We start from the raw sequence: 16,118 nt of genomic DNA, 5'->3' as shown, positions 1-16,118 counted from the left end.
TGTGGGGGGTCGCCCCCCACAAGGAGCACGCATGAACTTGCTGAGCGTGCGGGATCTTGCGGTCGAGTTTCCTACCGCCAAGGGGACGATCCGCGCGGTGGACGGGCTGTCGTTCACCCTGGAGGCGGGGCGCACTCTCGGCATCGTCGGCGAGTCGGGGTCGGGCAAGTCCGTGACCAGCCTGGCGGTCATGGGCCTGCTGGACGGCGCGCGGGTGACGGGGTCGATCCGGCTCGCCGGGACCGAGGTCGTCGGCGCCGGCCGCGAGCGGGTGCGCGCGCTGCGCGGCCGGAGGGTCGCGATGATCTTCCAGGACCCGCTGTCGTCGCTGCATCCGCAGTACCGCGTGGGCGAGCAGATCGCCGAGGCGCGGCGGCTGCACTTCGGCGCGTCCCGCCGCGCCGCGCGCGAGGACGCCGTCCGGCTGCTCGCCGACGTCGGCATCCCCGATCCCCGCGAGCGGGCGGACGACCACCCGCACCGGTTCTCCGGCGGGATGCGCCAGCGCGTGATGATCGCCATGGCGCTGGCCTGCGAGCCGGACCTGCTGGTCGCCGACGAGCCGACCACCGCCCTGGACGTGACCGTGCAGGCGCAGATCCTGGAGCTGATCGCGCGGATCCAGCGCGAGCGCGGGCTGGCGGTCCTGATGATCACGCATGACCTCGGGGTGGTCGCGCGGGTCGCCGACGACGTCCTGGTCATGTACGCGGGACGGGCCGTCGAGCGGGCGTCCGCCGACGCGCTGTTCGCCGTGCCCCGCCACCCCTACACCCGCGGCCTCATCGGCTCCCTCCCCCGGCTCACCGGCCCGCCCGGCGAGCTGGCCCCGATCCCGGGCACCCCGCCGTCTCCGCTGTCTCCGCCGGCGGGGTGCCCGTTCCATCCGCGGTGCGCCGAACGCGTCGCCGTGTGCGAGACCAGCCGTCCGGAGCTCCTCGGCACGCCCCATCCGGTGGCCTGCCACCTGTTCGCGACAGAGAAGGAGACCGCGGGATGACGGCGCTGCTCCGGATGGAAGGGCTGACCAGGACGTTCCAGACGCGGCGCGGCGCGGTGCGGGCGGTGAACGGTCTGGACCTGGAGGTGCGGGCCGGGGAGACGCTCGGCCTGGTCGGCGAGTCCGGCTGCGGCAAGTCCACGACCGGGCGGATGCTCGTCCGGCTCCTGGACCCCACGGCCGGGCGGATCGTGTTCGACGGCGAGGACATCACGCGGCTGTCCCAGCGCGCGATGCGCCCGCTCCGCCGCGACCTGCAGATCATCTTCCAGGACCCGTTCGCCTCGCTGAATCCGCGGCACACGGTCGGCTCCATCGTGGCCGAGCCGCTGCGCGTGCAGGGCGAGCGGGACCCGCGGCCCCGCGTCCAGGAGATGCTGGAGTACGTCGGGCTCGGCGCCGAGCACATCGACCGGTACCCGCACGAGTTCTCCGGCGGGCAGGCCCAGCGGATCGGGATCGCCCGCGCCCTGGTCACCGGTCCCCGCCTCGTCGTCGCGGACGAGCCGGTGTCGGCGCTGGACGTGTCGATCCAGGCCCAGATCGTCAACCTGCTGGCCGGCCTCCAGCGCCGGCTCGGCATGGCGTACGTGTTCATCGCCCACGACCTGGCGGTGGTCCGGCACGTGTGCGACCGGATCGCCGTGATGTACCTCGGCCGCGTCGTGGAGACGGGAGCGCGGGACGTGGTCTACGGCTCGCCCGCGCACCCCTACACGAGGGCCCTGCTGTCGGCGGTCCCGCTGCCCGACCCCGTGGCCGAGCGGGCGAGGGAGCGCATCGTGCTCCGCGGCGACCCGCCGAGCCCGTCCTCGCTGCCGCCGGGCTGCCCGTTCCACCCCCGCTGCTTCAAGGCGCGGGAGCGGTGCCGGACCGACCTGCCGTCCCTCACGATGGTCGAGGGCCGCCAGGTCGCCTGCCACTACCCGGAGACCGGCCCGCTCGTGGCGTGACGAAGCCGGGGCCGGACCTTTCGGTCCGGCCCCGGCGGTCATGTCGCGGGACGTCGGATCAGTACTCGGACTTCACCGTCACTCCGCTGAAGGCCTGCTTGGCGTAGAGGCTGATGTAGTTGTAGCCCGCGGGCGGGTTGGTGATGGTCAGGGTCTCGCCGTTGCCGGTGTTGGCGGAACGCTGGGTGTAGGACGTCGACGTGGCCCAGCTGGTGGGGTTGTAGTAGAGGTCCGCGTCGCCGGTGCCGCCGGACGAGGTGATCTTGATCGACTGCGTGCCGGCCGGCACGTAGAGGTACAGGTAGGCCAGGTTGCCCTGGGTGGCCGACAGGTTGCTGCGCTGGCAGTTCTGGCCGAGCTGGCGGGTGTCGGTCCCGGTGCACTCGGTCGTTCCGCCGCCGCCCCCGGCCGACACCGCGAGCTGCTTGGTCGAGGTGCCCGCGGCGCCCTTGTCGTCGGTGACGGTGAGGGAGACGGTGTAGGTGCCGTCCGCGCCGTAGGTGTGGGACGGATTGGCCGAGGTCGAGGTGGCGCCGTCGCCGAAGTCCCAGCGCCGGGAGGCGATGGTGCCGTCGGAGTCGGTGGACTGGTCGGTGAAGGAGACCGCCAGGCCGTTCGCCGAGGCGGAGAACGCCGCGGTCGGCGCCTGGTTGCCGCCGCCTCCGCCGCCGCCCGCGCAGGCGCCGGACGCGCACGCGGCGAGCCACGTCCACCAGTCGCCGTCGTAGCGGCTGCCGATCGTGCTGGTCAGGAACGTCCGGGCGGCGTTCCAGTTGCCGGTCCGGTAGTAGCCGAGGACGGTCGAGACGTCGGCCGGGTGCTTCTCGAACATGTACCGCACCGCCAGGTAGCCCCAGCGGTAGATGCGGGTCGTGTCATGGCTGTAGGTGGTGTCGAACAGCGTGCTGAGCGCGTAGGTGTTCCGCCCGGCCTCGGTGATCGCCGCGTCGTACACCTCCTTGCGGTAGGAGTAGGAGACGTACTCGGCGAACCCCTCGATCCACCAGATGGTGGGCGTGGTGACACCGGCGTTGAAGTCGCCGTACATGTCGAAGCGGCCGTCGAGGTAGTGCGTGTACTCGTGGTTGAGGTTCCAGATCTGGAACGCCGGCCGCACCCATTCGGCCTCGTAGGCGATGAACCGCGGCTGGTTGCCCGCGGCGGCGGGGTCGCCCTCCAGGTACATGCCGCCGTTGTTGGTGTCGATGCCGAACATCGCTCCGGCGTAGGTCTGGTAGTCGGTGCTCGAATCGAAGACGCAGACCTCGATCGTGGTGTTGTTGTCGTTGGCGACGGGCCTGTTCCCGTCCTTCACCAGGCCGTGGAAGTAGGCGTCCTGGTTCTGGAGGCTGGCGCAGCTGTCCGACAGCTGGGCGGCGGTCATGTCCTGCGCCCGGATCTTGATGCTGGCGCTGCAGGTGTAGTTGATCGTCAGGACGTTCTGGGCGAGCCGCTGCGAGAGGTTGCAGGTGTCGTAGTAGGAGCAGTTCGCCTTGTCGTAGCTGTCGGTCATCTCCGCGACGCCGACCCACAGCGGCGCGGTCTTCCCGGTCATCGCGCTCTGCCCGAGCAGCCCCTTGGCCTGGGGCCTGACCTTGGTCTGGAGCGTGGCGTGCTGGAGGAAGCGGCCGAGCTCGCGTCCCGCGTTGGACGCCAGGTAGCTGCGGTCGGTGCCGAGCAGGGACAGGTGGTTCGCGGCGAAGGAGTTGAGCGTGTCGAGCACGCTCTGGTCGGCCTGGACGGCGGAGACGAACTCCGGGACCTGGTGGCCGCGGAACAGCACCGTGTAGACGTTGTTCACCGCGTTGAGCATCCACCAGGACGCGTCGTAGGAGCTGTTGTAGCCGTTCAGCAGCCGCTTGACCACGTAGATGTAGCGGGCGTTCTCCTCGGCGCTGTCGATCAGCGTGACCGCCTCGGCGAGGACCTCGCCGTTGGCGTCGCTGACGGTCGAGGACTTGGAGTTGCCGAAGTAGGCGTCCAGGCCCGACTGGATCGCCGTCTTCAGCGAGGGGCCGTAGGTCCCCACGGTCGACTGGTTGTACCAGTGGACGTAGTAGCCGGCGCGCAGGTAAAGGACGAGTTGTGCCGTGCCGGTGCTGTTGTCACCGGGGTAGTAGACCGCGTTGTCGCGCAGTCCATAGGCGACGCTCACCATTTGCGACTCGCGGAACGCGTAGTACGCGTCACTGCCGGTGAGGCTGAACAGCGAGTTGATGCAGTCGGTCGTGGACGACTTGATCTGCTGGACGAGCGCGCTTCCGGAACGGCTCGTGAAATCGCTCGCACTGCACGCCGCGGCGGCGGCCTTGGCGGTCGCCTTCGGGGCGGCCTTCATGGACGGGCGCTTGTGCTCCGCCGGCTTCTTCGGCTGGTCGGGGCTGCTCTTCAGCTCGTTCTTGTCCGCGGAGAGCGGCGGCCGGTCCTTGGCCGGGAGCGGGGCCTTCTGGACGTGGCGCTCGCCGCCGCCGTCCGGGCGCGTGCTGGCGGGCGGGGGCTTCGGGGGAGCCGTCGGGGCGGCGCTCGCGGGCGAGACGAGGAACGTCGTACCGAGGGCGACCGCCATTGACGCCAGCAGGCACCGGGTCGATCTGCGTCTGTTTCTCACGGGGGATTTTCCTCCAGGGGGCGTCCGGTGGGGGTGCCGGACGGAATGGCAGGGCTCCGGGGTCCAACTCCCGGAGGATCGGGAAAGCGTGCGCCCGCAGTGTGTGGGCCCGAAACGGCCCGTGGTCATACAGCGCCCCATCGATCTCGGTTATGGATCTCCCCGGCGATCCCTGCCGGCGCCGCCGGAAAGGACTTCTACGAGGTGACGCCCCGTATCCGGCGGCGAGCCGCGCCCCCTGCCGATTCCGGACAATGACGAAAGAAAGGTGAAATTGTACACTGCAATGTCACTCATCCTCTGGAGGTGTCTGTGAGACGACCGAGCAAGAGACGCGCGGGCGCCGCGCTCGTCGCGAGCGCCGGCGTGCTGGCGGCCGCGGCGCTGGTGGGGCCGCCGCCGGCGACCGCGGCCGGGGACCCGCCGCGCCTCGACTGGAAGTCCTGCGGCGACGCCGCGAACCCGGCGCTGCAGTGCGCGATGCTCGAGGTGCCGCTCGACCACGACCGCCCGGACGGGCGCACCGTCAAGATCGCGCTGAACCGGCTGCCGGCCACCGCTCCCCCGGGCGAGCGGCAGGGGCCGATCCTGCTCAACCCGGGCGGGCCGGGCATCAGCGGGCTGTGGATGGCGAGCTGGATCCCCGCCAAGCTGCCGCCCGACGTCGCCGCCGCCTACGACTGGATCGGCTTCGACCTGCGCGGATCACAGCACAGCGAGCCGCGCATGTCCTGCGACCCGCACTACTTCGACGGCCCGCGACCCGACTTCCAGGTCAGCCAGGGCACCACGGGGGCGTGGCTCGAGAAGGCCGCCGGCTACGTGGCGAAGTGCACCGAGAAGCACTCCGCGCTGCTGCCGCACCTGTCGACGGTGGACCACGTCCGGGACATGGAGTCGATCCGCCGCGCGCTCGGCGCCGAGAAGATCAACTTCTTCGGCTGGTCGTACGGCACCACGCTCGGCTCGACGTACGCCCAGCTGTACCCGCGGCACGTCCGCCGGTTCGTCCTGGACAGCATCGTCGGGCCGTCGGTCTCCTGGTACGACCACAACGTCCTCCAGGACCTCCAGCACGAGAAGCGGTTCAAGGCGTTCACCCAATGGGTCGCCAAGGCCGACGCCGTCTACCACCTCGGCACCGATCCCGATGGGGTCGAGGCCAAGTGGTACGCGATGCGCACCCGGCTGCGCGAGCACCCCGTCGGCCGGATCGGGCCCGACGAGTTCGACGACACGCAGGTGGCGGGCGGCTACGACGTCCTGCGGTGGCCCCGGCTGGCGACGGTGCTCTCCGCGTACACCAACTCGGGTGACACCGCCCCTCTCATCACCGCATACGAGCGCTACGCGGCGCCCGACCCGGCGGACGACTCCTTCGACATCTACAACGCCGTGATGTGCAACGACAGCAAGTGGCCGCGCGACTTCCGGTACTGGCAGAAGGACCAGGCGAAGGTCAACGAGAAGGCGCCCTTCTACACGTACAACAACATGTGGTTCAACGCGGGCTGCCTGTACTGGCCCGTCAAGGCGGGGCACCGCACCAGGATCACCGGCAAGGGCCTGCCGCCCATGCTGCTGTTCCAGGCGACGGACGATCCGGCGACGCCGTACGAGGGCGGTGTCGCCATGGCGCGGGCCCTGCCGAGCGCACGCCTGGTCGTGGAGAAGGGCGGCGGCAGCCACGCCATCACGTTCTCGGGCAACAAGTGCCTCGACGACCTCCTGGTCGACTATCTCCGCGATGGCAAGGTGCCGGCCGACCGCGGCCTGGTCGACCGCACCTGCGCGAAGAACCCGGACCCGGAGCCGGTCTGGGTCGCCCCTGCCCCGGCAGCGGCCACGCGCGCGCAGGCGAACGCCCTGCCTCGCCAGTTCGTGAGGTGACGCGGGTACCGGCCGCCGCGGCCCGACCGTCCCGCTCAGTCGGTGCCGCGGCCGGCCGGTACCTCCAGCAGAAGGCGGACCGGGCCGTAGAGTCCCGAGGCCCGCTGGCCCGGGAAGACGAAGTGGGTGGGGCTCACCTCGTCGAGGTAGGGCGCCAGGGTCCCGCAGACGAGGATGTCGATCTCGTTGTCGCCCTCGCGCAGGGCCGCGCCGACGTCGAAGCGGTACGGGGCGCAGATGCGCACTCCGGCGGTGGTGCCGTTGACGGTGGCTTCGGCGGTGCCGCGCACCCGGCCGAGGTCGAGCGTCGCGGCGGCCTGGGGCACCGAAAGGCGGAGCGTGCGCCGGTAGCGGACGGCGCCGCTGTACCCGGCGAGTCCCGCGTCCTCCCAGTCGCCCAACTCGATCGTGCCCGGTCCCGCCGTGAAACGCACCGGACCCGCGAGTGCCGCGCCCGCTTGATGGCCGGGGAGCGTTCGGATGCGCAGTTCCGCCGTCCGGCTTGGTGACGCTGCCGGAGCCGGCAGCGGCATCTCCGGGGCCGGTTGCAAGGGCTCGCCGTCCAGGGTCGCCTCCAGAAGTTCACCGCGAACGTCGACGTGCATACGTGTCGCGCCGGGCGGGACGGCGAAACGCAGCCTTTCCGTCTGCGGCGCCGCGTCCGGCATGGCAAGCGTTGCCGGGAGGACGGCGCCCGTTTCCGGATCGTCCTCCAGCCACGTCGCGCCGGGGAGCGGGTGGGGACGCCGGTGCAGGTGCAGGGACGCGGGGTCGCCGTACTGGGCGCGCCGTGCCGCGACGGGCACGGGGACGCCGTCGCGCGCCGCGGTCCAGCCGGTGCCGGACACGACCGGGCCGTCCACGAGGACCGCGGGGGGCGGGCCGCCCTCGGTGAGGACGAGAGCCAGTTCCCCGCCCGTCACGCGGTAGCGGCCGACGCGCGGGACCTCCTGCTCGGCGTACGGGTCGAACCCTCCTTGCCGTCCGATCTCCTCGCCGTCGACGAGGACGCGGCAGGGCGCCGCCGAGGCGACCTGGAGCACCGCTCCGGCGGTGGACGCCGGGAGGGGGACGCTGAGCGTGATCTCTGCCCCGGGCCGCGACGGGCCCGCCGCAGTGATCCACTCCGGCCGCCGATAGCGGTCGCGGTCGGCGACCACGGCGAAGTGGGCGCGCAGCCGCACGTCCTCTTCGGGGACGAGCCTGACCTCGACGTCGTGTTCACCTGCGGGAACGTGGGTCTCGGCAATGGCCAGGTAGCCCTGGTCGTCAAGCGGGACGGTGGCGCCGTCGATCCGCAGCGTCTTGGCGGCGGCCGCGCCCACGGCCACGAAGCCGCCTTCGCCGGGCACGGTCAGGCGGGTCCGGAGCACGACCGCGTCCCCGGCCTTGACCTCGCCGAAGTCGAGGAACTCTTCAGGGACGTGCCCCTTCGGCCCGAGGAAGGCGCGGTGCAAGGTGTCCTTGCGGATGCCCCGGGAGTCGGAATACACGAAGGGCCGCCATTCCTCCTCCCCCTCCCTGCTCCACACGACGTGGGGACCGAACGTGGCGTGCGCGGCGGACCACTCCGTCTCCTCGTCCGTCCGGTGGCTCATGGTCCAGCACTCCAGCGGGACGTCGTCTCCGGCGGGCCGGGCGAAGTCGCCCCAGGTGTTGTCGAGGGTGGGGACCAGGTCCACCGCCCAGGACGTGCCGAGATCGAGCACGGTCTCCTCGGGCGCGGCGGGCAGTTCTTCGGCGGCGGCTTCCTCGCCGCCGGGGAAGAGGAGCAGCGCGGCGGGCCCGTCGTCGAACGGCACGACCACCTCGACGGACGTCCCGTCCACCGCGCGCGTCTCCAGCGGGCGCGGCGGGCCCCCGAACGGACTCGCGACGAACGCCGGGCCGGTCACGCCGCGGACCCGCACCCGCATGTCCCGCAGGTACCGGTCGGGATCGAAGTCGTAGGTCACGTCGAGCCAGCCGAGGTCGGCTCCGCGCTCGTCGGGCCGTCCCACCGACACGCGGCTGGCCATCGACGGCGCGGCCGTCAGGAACACCACCGTGGTCCCGTCGACCTCCCGGACGAGCGCGGGCACCGCCGCGTCCACCCGGCCCACCCCGGCGAGGGCCTGGCCGAGAGCGCCGGCGTCGGGCACGATCTCCAGCACGGCGCGGAGCCGGGCCACCGCCTCATCGGCGTTCAGGTCCCCGACTCCTCGGCGGGGCGGCGCGCCGACCGCGACGACACGTCCGCCGTGCTCGGCGAACGCGGCCAGCCTCCGCGCCGTCTCCCCTTCGAGCACGGTGCAGGACGGGAGAACGACGACCCCGTACGACTCGTCGGCGACCTCCAGCCGCCCCTTCGCGACCGTGGCCCGCCGCACCGAGTCGTCGTCCACGACATCGGCGTCGATCCCCAGCCGGTCGAGCGCGCCGGGCACCATCCGGAACCAGGCCATGTCGCCGACCAGGTCCCGGTAGACGTCCTGGGCGCGGGCCGCGTCCGGTTCCACGCCGTCGAGCCGCGTCCCGGCCTGCGCGGTCGCGGTCGGGAACAGCACCGCCACCTCGCACACGTGCCGTCCCAGCGAGAGGGCGGAGCACAACCTCGTGACCGCGTCCGCGAAGACGCGGTGGTGCCGCCAGTAGGGCTGGCGCCAGTCGGTGGACGGCGGCGCCCACTCCCACCAGCCCGCCTTGGTCGTGTAGTAGACGGCGTGCGGGTTGTAGAGGGTCGCCCCGGACCGCAGCCACGGCAGCAGCCAGTCGAACGTCTCCTCCAGCGTCCCGCCCCAGCCGCTGGAATGGAACGCCTCGATCCAGGTGCGGTCCCGGCCGTACAGGTGCGCGAGCGAGGAGTGGATGCGGGCGTCGCCGTGGTGGTCGGATCCCGGGGCGCCGAACCAGCGGTGCGTGCGCGCGTAGTCGGCGTACAGCCTGACCCCGTCCACGGGATGCCCGGCCCGCGCCGGATCCTGCTGGTCGCAGCCGTGCAGCAGGCCGAACCGCTCGTGCCATTCGGCCAGCGGCCGGAAGAACGCCTCCTCGGCCAGTTCGGCGCGGGTGAGGTGGTAGTCGCGGCGGATCCGGAAGGCGTCCCCGTCCCCGCTCCCCCACAACGTCCCGAGGTGCGGTGCCAGGTCGTAGCCGCGGCGCCGCTCGAACTCGCCGGCGAACGTCTCCGACCAGGTCGGCAGCGACGGCAGCTCGTCCTGGAACGACCCGACGATCACATTGCCGAGCCGGTGCCCCAGCCGCCGGGCGAACTCGCCGTGCACGCGGTCGAGGAGTTCCGCGCACGCCTCCCCCGACAGGTAGTCGAAGCCGCGCACGTCCGCCGTCCCGTCCGGGCGGAGCCACCGTCCCGCATACCCCGGGACGTCGCGCACCAGGCGCGCTTGAAGATCGGCGCCGGAGAAGCCGAGCTGGTCGTAGAACCAGAGCGAGACGCCCAGTTCGGCGGCGTCGTCGCAGACGCCGTCCAGCAGGTCCCACCACGCGGGGGAGAAGAACGCCGGATCGTCGGCATCCGCGCCGAACATCGGGCCGGACGGCGCGAGGTTCAGCACGACCAGGTTGTGGACGCCGCCGTCGACGAACCGTTCGAGCTGCTCGCGCAACCGCCGCCGATCGAGTCGCTCCCCGCTCCACCACCAGATCGGCGCAGGCGAGAACGCCCGCGGCGGCGCATCCAGCACCGCCCGCAACCGCCCCGAAAGCCCCCGCACCCCCCGGTTCGCTCCGCTCATCCCTGCTCCCTGCGGGGGACGACCCCCCGCACCCCCCGGTTCGCTCCGCTCATCCCTGCTCCTTGCGGGGGGACGACCCCCCGCACCCCCCGGTTCGCTCCGCTCATCCCTTGAGCCCGCTCGCAAAGCCCTTAATGACATACCTCTGCAAGACCAGGAAGATCGCGAGGATCGGGAGGGCGGCGAGGACCAGGCCGGCGAAGACCAGGCCGTAGTCCGAGACGTACTGGCCGACGAACGCGAAGATCCGCACCGGGACCGTCTCGCGCGCCGAGCCGCCCAGGTACAGCAGCGGGGTGAAGAAGTCGTTCCAGATGAACACGGCGTTGAGGATCAGCACCGTGCCGGTGATCGGCCGCAGCAGCGGGAACACGACCCGGGTGAAGGCCTGGAGGTGGCCCGCGCCGTCGATCAGCGCCGCGTTGGCGTAGTCGCCCGGCAGCGCCCGGATGAACCCGGTGTACAGGAAGATCGTGAACGGCAGCTGGATGCCGGTGTAGAAGATGATCATTCCCTGGTAGGTGCCGAGCAGGCCCGCCGAGTCGGCGAGCTTGAACAGCGGGATCATCCCGAGCTGGAACGGCAGCACGATGCCGAGCAGGAACAGCACGTACAGCGTGTAGCCGAGCCGCGAGGCGCAGCGGGCGAGGAAGTAGGCGGCGAACGCCCCGATCGCGATGAGCGCCACCAGGCTCGCCACCGTGATCACGGTGCTGTTCAGCAGCGCCGACCCCAGCGACGCCCGCGACCAGGCGTCGGAGTAGTTGCCGAACGTCGGCGACGTCGGCGGGGACAGCGGCGCCGACGCGATCTGCTGCTTGTCCTTCATCGACAGCGTGATGAGCGCGTACACCGGGAACAGGAACGCCACCGCGACCGCGATCATCACGATCTCCAGGGCGAACGTGCGCACTCCGTAGCGCAGGCTCATGCCACCTCCCGGCCGCGCAGGTAACGGATCTGGATCAGCGAGACCGCGGCGACGAACAGCGCCAGCACCAGCGCGATCGCGGTGCTGTAGCCGTAGTTGCCGAAGACGAACGCCTGCTTGTACAGGACGGTCGAGAGCGTCTCGCTGGCGTGCCCGGGCCCGCCGCTCGTGGCCGCGTAGACCTGGTCGAACAGCTTGAGCCCGCCGATCGTGGACAGCATCACGTTGATCGTGACGGCGGGGGCGAGCAGCGGCCAGGTCACGCTGCGGAACCGCTGGAACCGTCCCGCGCCGTCGATCATCGCGGCCTCGTGCAGCTCCGCGGGCACGCCCTCCAGCCCGGCGAGGAAGATGACCATGGAGTAGCCGGCGAACTGCCAGATCACCATGCCGGCCACCGACCACAGCGCCAGCGAGGGGTCGCCGAGCCAGTCCTGGCGCAGCGAGCCGAGGCCCACCGCGCCGAGGATGCCGTTGAGCCCCGCGTCCGGCGCCGGGTTGTAGACGTACTTCCACAGGAACGCCACCATCACGGGGCTGACGACGGCGGGCGCGAAGAAGACGACCCGCAGCACGGTGCGCGACTTGATGCGCGCGTGCACGCCCAGGGCGAGCAGCAGTCCGATGCCGTTCTGGACGAACACGATCGCGACCGTCAGCAGCAGCGTGTTGACCAGGGAGCCGCGCGCGGCGTCGTCCCGCAGCAGGCGCTCGAAGTTGTCGATGCCGACGAACGACCGGTCGCCGATGCCGTTCCAGTCGGTGAAGGCGTACACGATCCCGCTCGCGCTCGGGTAGAGGACGATCAGCGCGTACACCAGCAGGGCGGGCGCCGCGAACCACCACGGCGGGGTCAGGAAGCCGCCTCGCCTGCGGCGGGACGGCGCCGGGCGGCGGGCCCCGCGCTCGGGAGGGCCCGCGGCACCGGCCGCCGAGGCGGCCGGTGCCGGACGTGCGGTCGGGGACACGGGCTACTTCTTCCGGTAGGTCTCGTCCAGCTTGGCCAGCCCCGCGGCGACCGTGGTCTTGCCCGCGAGCAGCTCCTGGACCAGCGCGAAGTGGGCGGGCTGCACCTCGGCGTTCGGCCACGCCTGGTCCATGAACGGGTCGGCCCTGTCGCCGTCCAGGTACGGCAGGAACGGCTCCAGCACCGGGTCGATCTTGGAGGAGGAGTCGCGGACGAGCGGGACGCACGCGACGGCCTCGGCCCAGCGGTTGATGTTCTGCTGCTCGCCGAGGAACTCGATGAACTTCTCGGCGGCGTCCTTGTTCTTGCTGCGGGCGCTGACGCCGAGCCCGACGACGACCCCGGCGGGGATCCGCACCTGCGCCGGGTCGTCCGCCGCGGGCACCGGGAACATCGACAGGTCGGCGGCGTCCGGTGCGGCCTTGCGGAAGTCTGGCAGGACGGCCGACACCTGGATCGCCATGGCGGCCTTGCCGGTCGCGACCATGGACGTCGCCTGCTCGAAGGTGGTGCCGTTGGGGTTGTCGTTGAAGTACCCGCGCTTCTGCAGGTCCAGGTACATGTTCAGCGCGTCCACCCAGCCGGACTTGGCGAAGGACGCCGTGCCCGCCTGCATCTGGGCGTCGAACTGCGGGTTCTTGGCGTACACGGTGGACGGCACCAGCGCGTAGGTGATCAGCTGCGTGATCCAGGGGGTCTGCGCGCCGAGCGCGATCGGGACCGTGCCCTTCTTCTTGAGCTTCTCGCAGACGTCGAGGAACTCGCTCCAGGTCTTCGGCGGCTCCACTCCGGCCTTGGCGAAGGCCTTCTTGTTGTAGATCGCGCCGATGACGCTCGACCCGGCCGAGTAGATGAAGGTCTTGCCGTCCTTCTGGAACGCCGGCTTCAGGCTCGCCGGGATCTTCTTCGTCCACGCCTGGTCGCTCAGGTCGGCGAGCAGCCCGGCCTGGGCGATCTGCGCCATGCTCATGGCGCTGCCGTTGCCCGGGTAGACCACGTGCAGGTCGGGGGCGTTGCCCGCGCCGAGCTGGGTGCGCACCGAGGTCTGCACCTGGTCGGTCGGCGCGAACGACGTGCTGAACTTGGCCTTGGTGTAGGCCTTGGTGAGCAGGTCGAGCGCCTTCTGCTGGTCGGCGACGCCCACCAGGCGCAGGGTTCCCGAGCCGCCCGACGACCCTCCGCAGGCGGCGAGGCCCAGCGGCAGCGCGGCCGCGGCGGCGGCCCCGCCGGACAGCCGCAGGAATCCGCGGCGGCTGAGGGCCGCCCTCTCGAACGACGATGTCATCTTTCCTCCTAGCGTTCGCGGCGCGGACCGCCGGGGTGGTGGCGGTCCCGGCCGCGGCCGTCCCGCGCGGGAACGGACGTCATTGAAGGGCCGCCGTGAAGCGGTAGTCCCCGGAGCCGATCCGGCAGCGCAGCTCCCTCGGCCCCGTTCCGGCGACCGACACTCCGGGGGCGTCCGCCACCGGTGTCCCGCCCTCCCGCACACCGGCCGGGTCGTCGGTGGGGATGTGGACGGTGGCGGTCGCCCCCGGGGGGACCGCCACCCGCAGTTCGAACACGCCGTCGCGGCGGGTCCAGCCGGTGGAGACGAGCCCGCGCACCGACTCGTACCGCGCGCTCGCCGCGCTGAGGGCGCCGGGCCTAGGCCGTATCAGCAGCTCGCGGTAGCCCGTGGAGCCGGGCGCCTGGTCGAGGCCGGCGACGCCCCGGTACAGCCACTCGCCGACCGAGCCGAGCGCGTAGTGGTTGAAGGAGTTCATCGCCGCGGCCTGGAACCCGCGCTCGGGGGTGTAGCCGTCCCAGCGCTCCCACACGGTGGTCGCGCCGTGCCGCAGCGGGTACAGCCAGGACGGCGGGTCGGTGCGGCGCAGCAGCGCGTGCGCGAGGTCCGCGCGGCCGTGCGCGTCGAGGACCGGCGCGATCAGACCCACGCCGAGGAACCCGGTGGTGAGTCCGGGCCCGGCCTCCTCGACCAGTTCGGCGAGGCGCCGCACCGCGCCCGGGACCAGGTCGTCCGGGAGGAGCTCGAACGCGAGGGCCAGCAGGTAGGCGGTCTGGGTGTCGCCGTGGACCCGCCCGTCCGCCGACACGAACCGCTCGGTGAACGTCTTGCGGACGTGGGCGGCGAGCGCGCCGTACCGCGCCGCGGCCTCCTCCGAGCCGACGACCTCGGCGGCGCGCGCCGTCAGCGCGGCGCTGCGGGCGAAGTAGGCGGTGGCGAGGACGTCGCGCGGCGTCGGGGTGGGCGCGAGCCAGTCGGCGAAGTGCGGACCCGTGCGGTTGGTCCACACGAGGTCGGGGTTGTGCCGGTGGACGTGGTCGACCCAGGCGCACATGGCGTCGAGGTTGCGCTCCAGGAAGCGCTCGTCCCCGTAGACGCGGTAGAGGTGCCAGGGGACGAGGACGCCCGCGTCTCCCCAGCCGGGCGCGCCCTCGTCGGACACCCCCGCGAGCCTCGGCGCCACGTTGCCGAACGCCCCGTCCGGCGACTGCGCGCCCCGCACCTCGCGCAGCCAGCCGTCGAAGAAGGCGGCCACGTCGGCGTTGAGGCAGGCGGTCGGCAGGAAGACCTGCGCGTCGGCCAGCCAGCCGAGCCGCTCGTCGCGCTGCGGGCAGTCGGTCGGGACGCCGACGAAGTTGGAGCGCTGCCCCCAGGAGATCGCCTCGTGGAGGCGGTCGACGTCGGGGTCGGAGCAGGTGAACTCCCCCGCCCAGGGCGTGTCGCTGTGCAGCACCACGCCGGTGATGTCGCCCGCGTCGAGCGCGCTCAGGCCGGTCACCTCCGCGTACCGGAACCCGTGGTAGGTGAAGCGCGGTTCGAAGACGGTCTCGGCGTCCCCGCCCGCGATCAGCACGTCCGTCGCGTCGGCGGTGCGCAGGTTGGCGGTGTAGAGCGCGCCCGCCTCGTCCAGGGCCTCGCCGTGCCTGATGACGACCCGGTCGCCGAGGGCCAGGCCGCGCGCGGTGAGCCGGACGCGGCCGGCGAAGTTCTGCCCGAAGTCGACCAGGAACCCTCCGCCCGCGAGCGGGGTGACCGTCCGCGCCGGCAGCTCGCGGACGGCGCGGACAGGCGGCGCGACCGACGCCGTGAGCCGGCTCCGGTCGGTGGCGGCGACCCACGCGGCCCGCCATCCTTCGCCATCGCGACCACCGTCCGGCAGGTCCCACCCGGGGGTCTCGCGGCGCAGGTCGTGGCACTCCCCCATCAGCAGGTCGGCGTACCGGACGGGCGACCGCGCGCTCTGCCAGTCGCCGCCGGTCGCGACGACGTCGGTGGAGCCGTCGGCGTGCACGAGGTGGAGCTCGGCCAGCAGTTGCGGGAACGTTCCGTAATGCGCGCCCGAGCGGCGCTCGTCGAAGCCGACGAACCCGCTCCACCAGCCGTCCGCGATCGTGGCGGCCAGCATGTTCGCGCCGGTCCGGACCAGGCCGGTGATGTCGTACACCTGGTAGTCGATGCGGTCGCGGTAGTCCGTCCAGCCGGGAGCGAGTTCGGCGTCCCCGACCCGCGTCCCGTTCACGCGGATCTCGTACAGGCCGCGCGCGGTGACGTAGAGCCGCGCGGCGACCGGTGCGGCGGGGGCCTCGAACGCCTTGCGCAGCCGGACGGCCGGCTGGAGGCCGTGGTCGGCGAGGGCGACCTCGCCCTCCTCCGGCGCGTCCACCACGTCCTGGACGGACGGGTCGTGCGTGATCCAGGCGGCGGACCATGCGGACGGGCTCAGCATCCCGGTCTCGAACCAGGACTCCTCCCGCGCGGTGGCGCCGTCCGTGCCGGTGACCTCGGCCGTCCAGCGGTAGCGGGTGCGGGGCCGCAGCGCGGGGCCTCCGTAGCGGACGGAGACGGCGGACGGATCGTCCACGGGGCCCGAGTCCCAGACCTGGGCGCCGTCCTCGGCGCGGACCCGTACCCGGAACCCGCCGGGCGCGTCCCCGCGCCGGCCGGAGGACAGCCGCCACGACAGCAGCGGCTCGGGCTCGTCGATCCCGAGCGGCTCCGCCCGGTGCTCGCAGCGAAGGCCGTACGGCACC

The 16,118-nt window shown here is 72.2% G+C and carries 9 protein-coding genes; 3 read left to right on the top strand and 6 right to left on the bottom strand.

Features of this window, described 5'->3' with window-relative positions; translation table 11 throughout:
• The first annotated feature begins 31 nt into the window (after positions 1-31).
• Both AB0C21_RS11785 and AB0C21_RS11780 read left to right on the top strand, forming a co-directional pair.
• The gene (locus AB0C21_RS11785; protein ID WP_500203994.1) at positions 32-1,000 is read left to right on the top strand and encodes an ABC transporter ATP-binding protein; all 969 of its coding nucleotides are present in this window, start codon (positions 32-34) and stop codon (positions 998-1,000) included.
• Positions 997-1,953 (top strand): ABC transporter ATP-binding protein, encoded by a 957-nt coding sequence (locus AB0C21_RS11780; protein WP_500203993.1) that lies wholly within the window; start codon positions 997-999, stop codon positions 1,951-1,953. The genes AB0C21_RS11785 and AB0C21_RS11780 overlap by 4 nt, the downstream gene beginning before the upstream one ends.
• A 58-nt stretch (positions 1,954-2,011) precedes the next feature.
• On the opposite strand, the gene AB0C21_RS11775 is transcribed toward AB0C21_RS11780, so the two are convergent.
• Complete coding sequence (locus AB0C21_RS11775) at positions 2,012-4,519, bottom strand: collagenase (protein ID WP_500203992.1); 2,508 nt, start codon at positions 4,517-4,519, stop codon at positions 2,012-2,014.
• Between the two features lie 348 nt (positions 4,520-4,867).
• On the opposite strand from AB0C21_RS11775, the gene AB0C21_RS11770 reads away from it, so the two are divergent.
• Complete coding sequence (locus AB0C21_RS11770) at positions 4,868-6,451, top strand: alpha/beta hydrolase (RefSeq protein ID WP_500203991.1); 1,584 nt, start codon at positions 4,868-4,870, stop codon at positions 6,449-6,451.
• A 35-nt stretch (positions 6,452-6,486) separates the two neighbouring features.
• Here the strand turns inward: AB0C21_RS11770 and AB0C21_RS11765 are convergent, their stop codons facing one another.
• The 5 genes from AB0C21_RS11765 to AB0C21_RS11745 all read right to left on the bottom strand — a co-directional run bounded on the left by AB0C21_RS11765 (position 6,487) and on the right by AB0C21_RS11745 (position 16,117).
• The gene (locus AB0C21_RS11765) at positions 6,487-10,185 is read right to left on the bottom strand and encodes a glycosyl hydrolase (RefSeq protein WP_500203990.1); all 3,699 of its coding nucleotides are present in this window, start codon (positions 10,183-10,185) and stop codon (positions 6,487-6,489) included.
• A gap of 103 nt (positions 10,186-10,288) precedes the next feature.
• Positions 10,289-11,116 carry a carbohydrate ABC transporter permease gene (locus AB0C21_RS11760; protein ID WP_149261511.1) on the bottom strand — a complete coding sequence of 276 codons (828 nt, stop codon included), beginning with the start codon at positions 11,114-11,116 and terminating at the stop codon, positions 10,289-10,291.
• Entirely contained in the window at positions 11,113-12,084 is a 972-nt protein-coding gene (locus AB0C21_RS11755) for a carbohydrate ABC transporter permease (protein WP_500203989.1), read from the bottom strand. The genes AB0C21_RS11760 and AB0C21_RS11755 overlap by 4 nt, the downstream gene beginning before the upstream one ends.
• A gap of 3 nt (positions 12,085-12,087) precedes the next feature.
• Entirely contained in the window at positions 12,088-13,368 is a 1,281-nt protein-coding gene (locus tag AB0C21_RS11750) for an ABC transporter substrate-binding protein (RefSeq protein ID WP_500203988.1), read from the bottom strand.
• A 79-nt stretch (positions 13,369-13,447) separates the two neighbouring features.
• Positions 13,448-16,117, bottom strand: a complete 2,670-nt coding sequence (locus tag AB0C21_RS11745; protein WP_500203987.1) for an alpha-L-rhamnosidase — start codon at positions 16,115-16,117, stop codon at positions 13,448-13,450.
• Position 16,118: the final 1 nt, after the last annotated feature.

It is taken from the genome of Spirillospora sp. NPDC049024, assembly GCF_040649235.1.
In the GTDB taxonomy this organism is placed as follows: domain Bacteria; phylum Actinomycetota; class Actinomycetes; order Streptosporangiales; family Streptosporangiaceae; genus Spirillospora.
Note: the sequence above shows the minus strand (reverse complement) of the source record. Positions and strands in the feature narration are given on the sequence as shown.

Coding starts and splice junctions, on each gene's coding strand:
- AB0C21_RS11760 (WP_149261511.1), bottom strand. CDS start 11,116: ATGAGCCTGCGCTACGGAGTGCGCACGTTCGCCCTGGAGATCGTGATG.
- AB0C21_RS11780 (WP_500203993.1), top strand. CDS start 997: ATGACGGCGCTGCTCCGGATGGAAGGGCTGACCAGGACGTTCCAGACG.
- AB0C21_RS11765 (WP_500203990.1), bottom strand. CDS start 10,185: ATGAGCGGAGCGAACCGGGGGGTGCGGGGGCTTTCGGGGCGGTTGCGG.
- AB0C21_RS11750 (WP_500203988.1), bottom strand. CDS start 13,368: ATGACATCGTCGTTCGAGAGGGCGGCCCTCAGCCGCCGCGGATTCCTG.
- AB0C21_RS11785 (WP_500203994.1), top strand. CDS start 32: ATGAACTTGCTGAGCGTGCGGGATCTTGCGGTCGAGTTTCCTACCGCC.
- AB0C21_RS11775 (WP_500203992.1), bottom strand. CDS start 4,519: ATGGCGGTCGCCCTCGGTACGACGTTCCTCGTCTCGCCCGCGAGCGCC.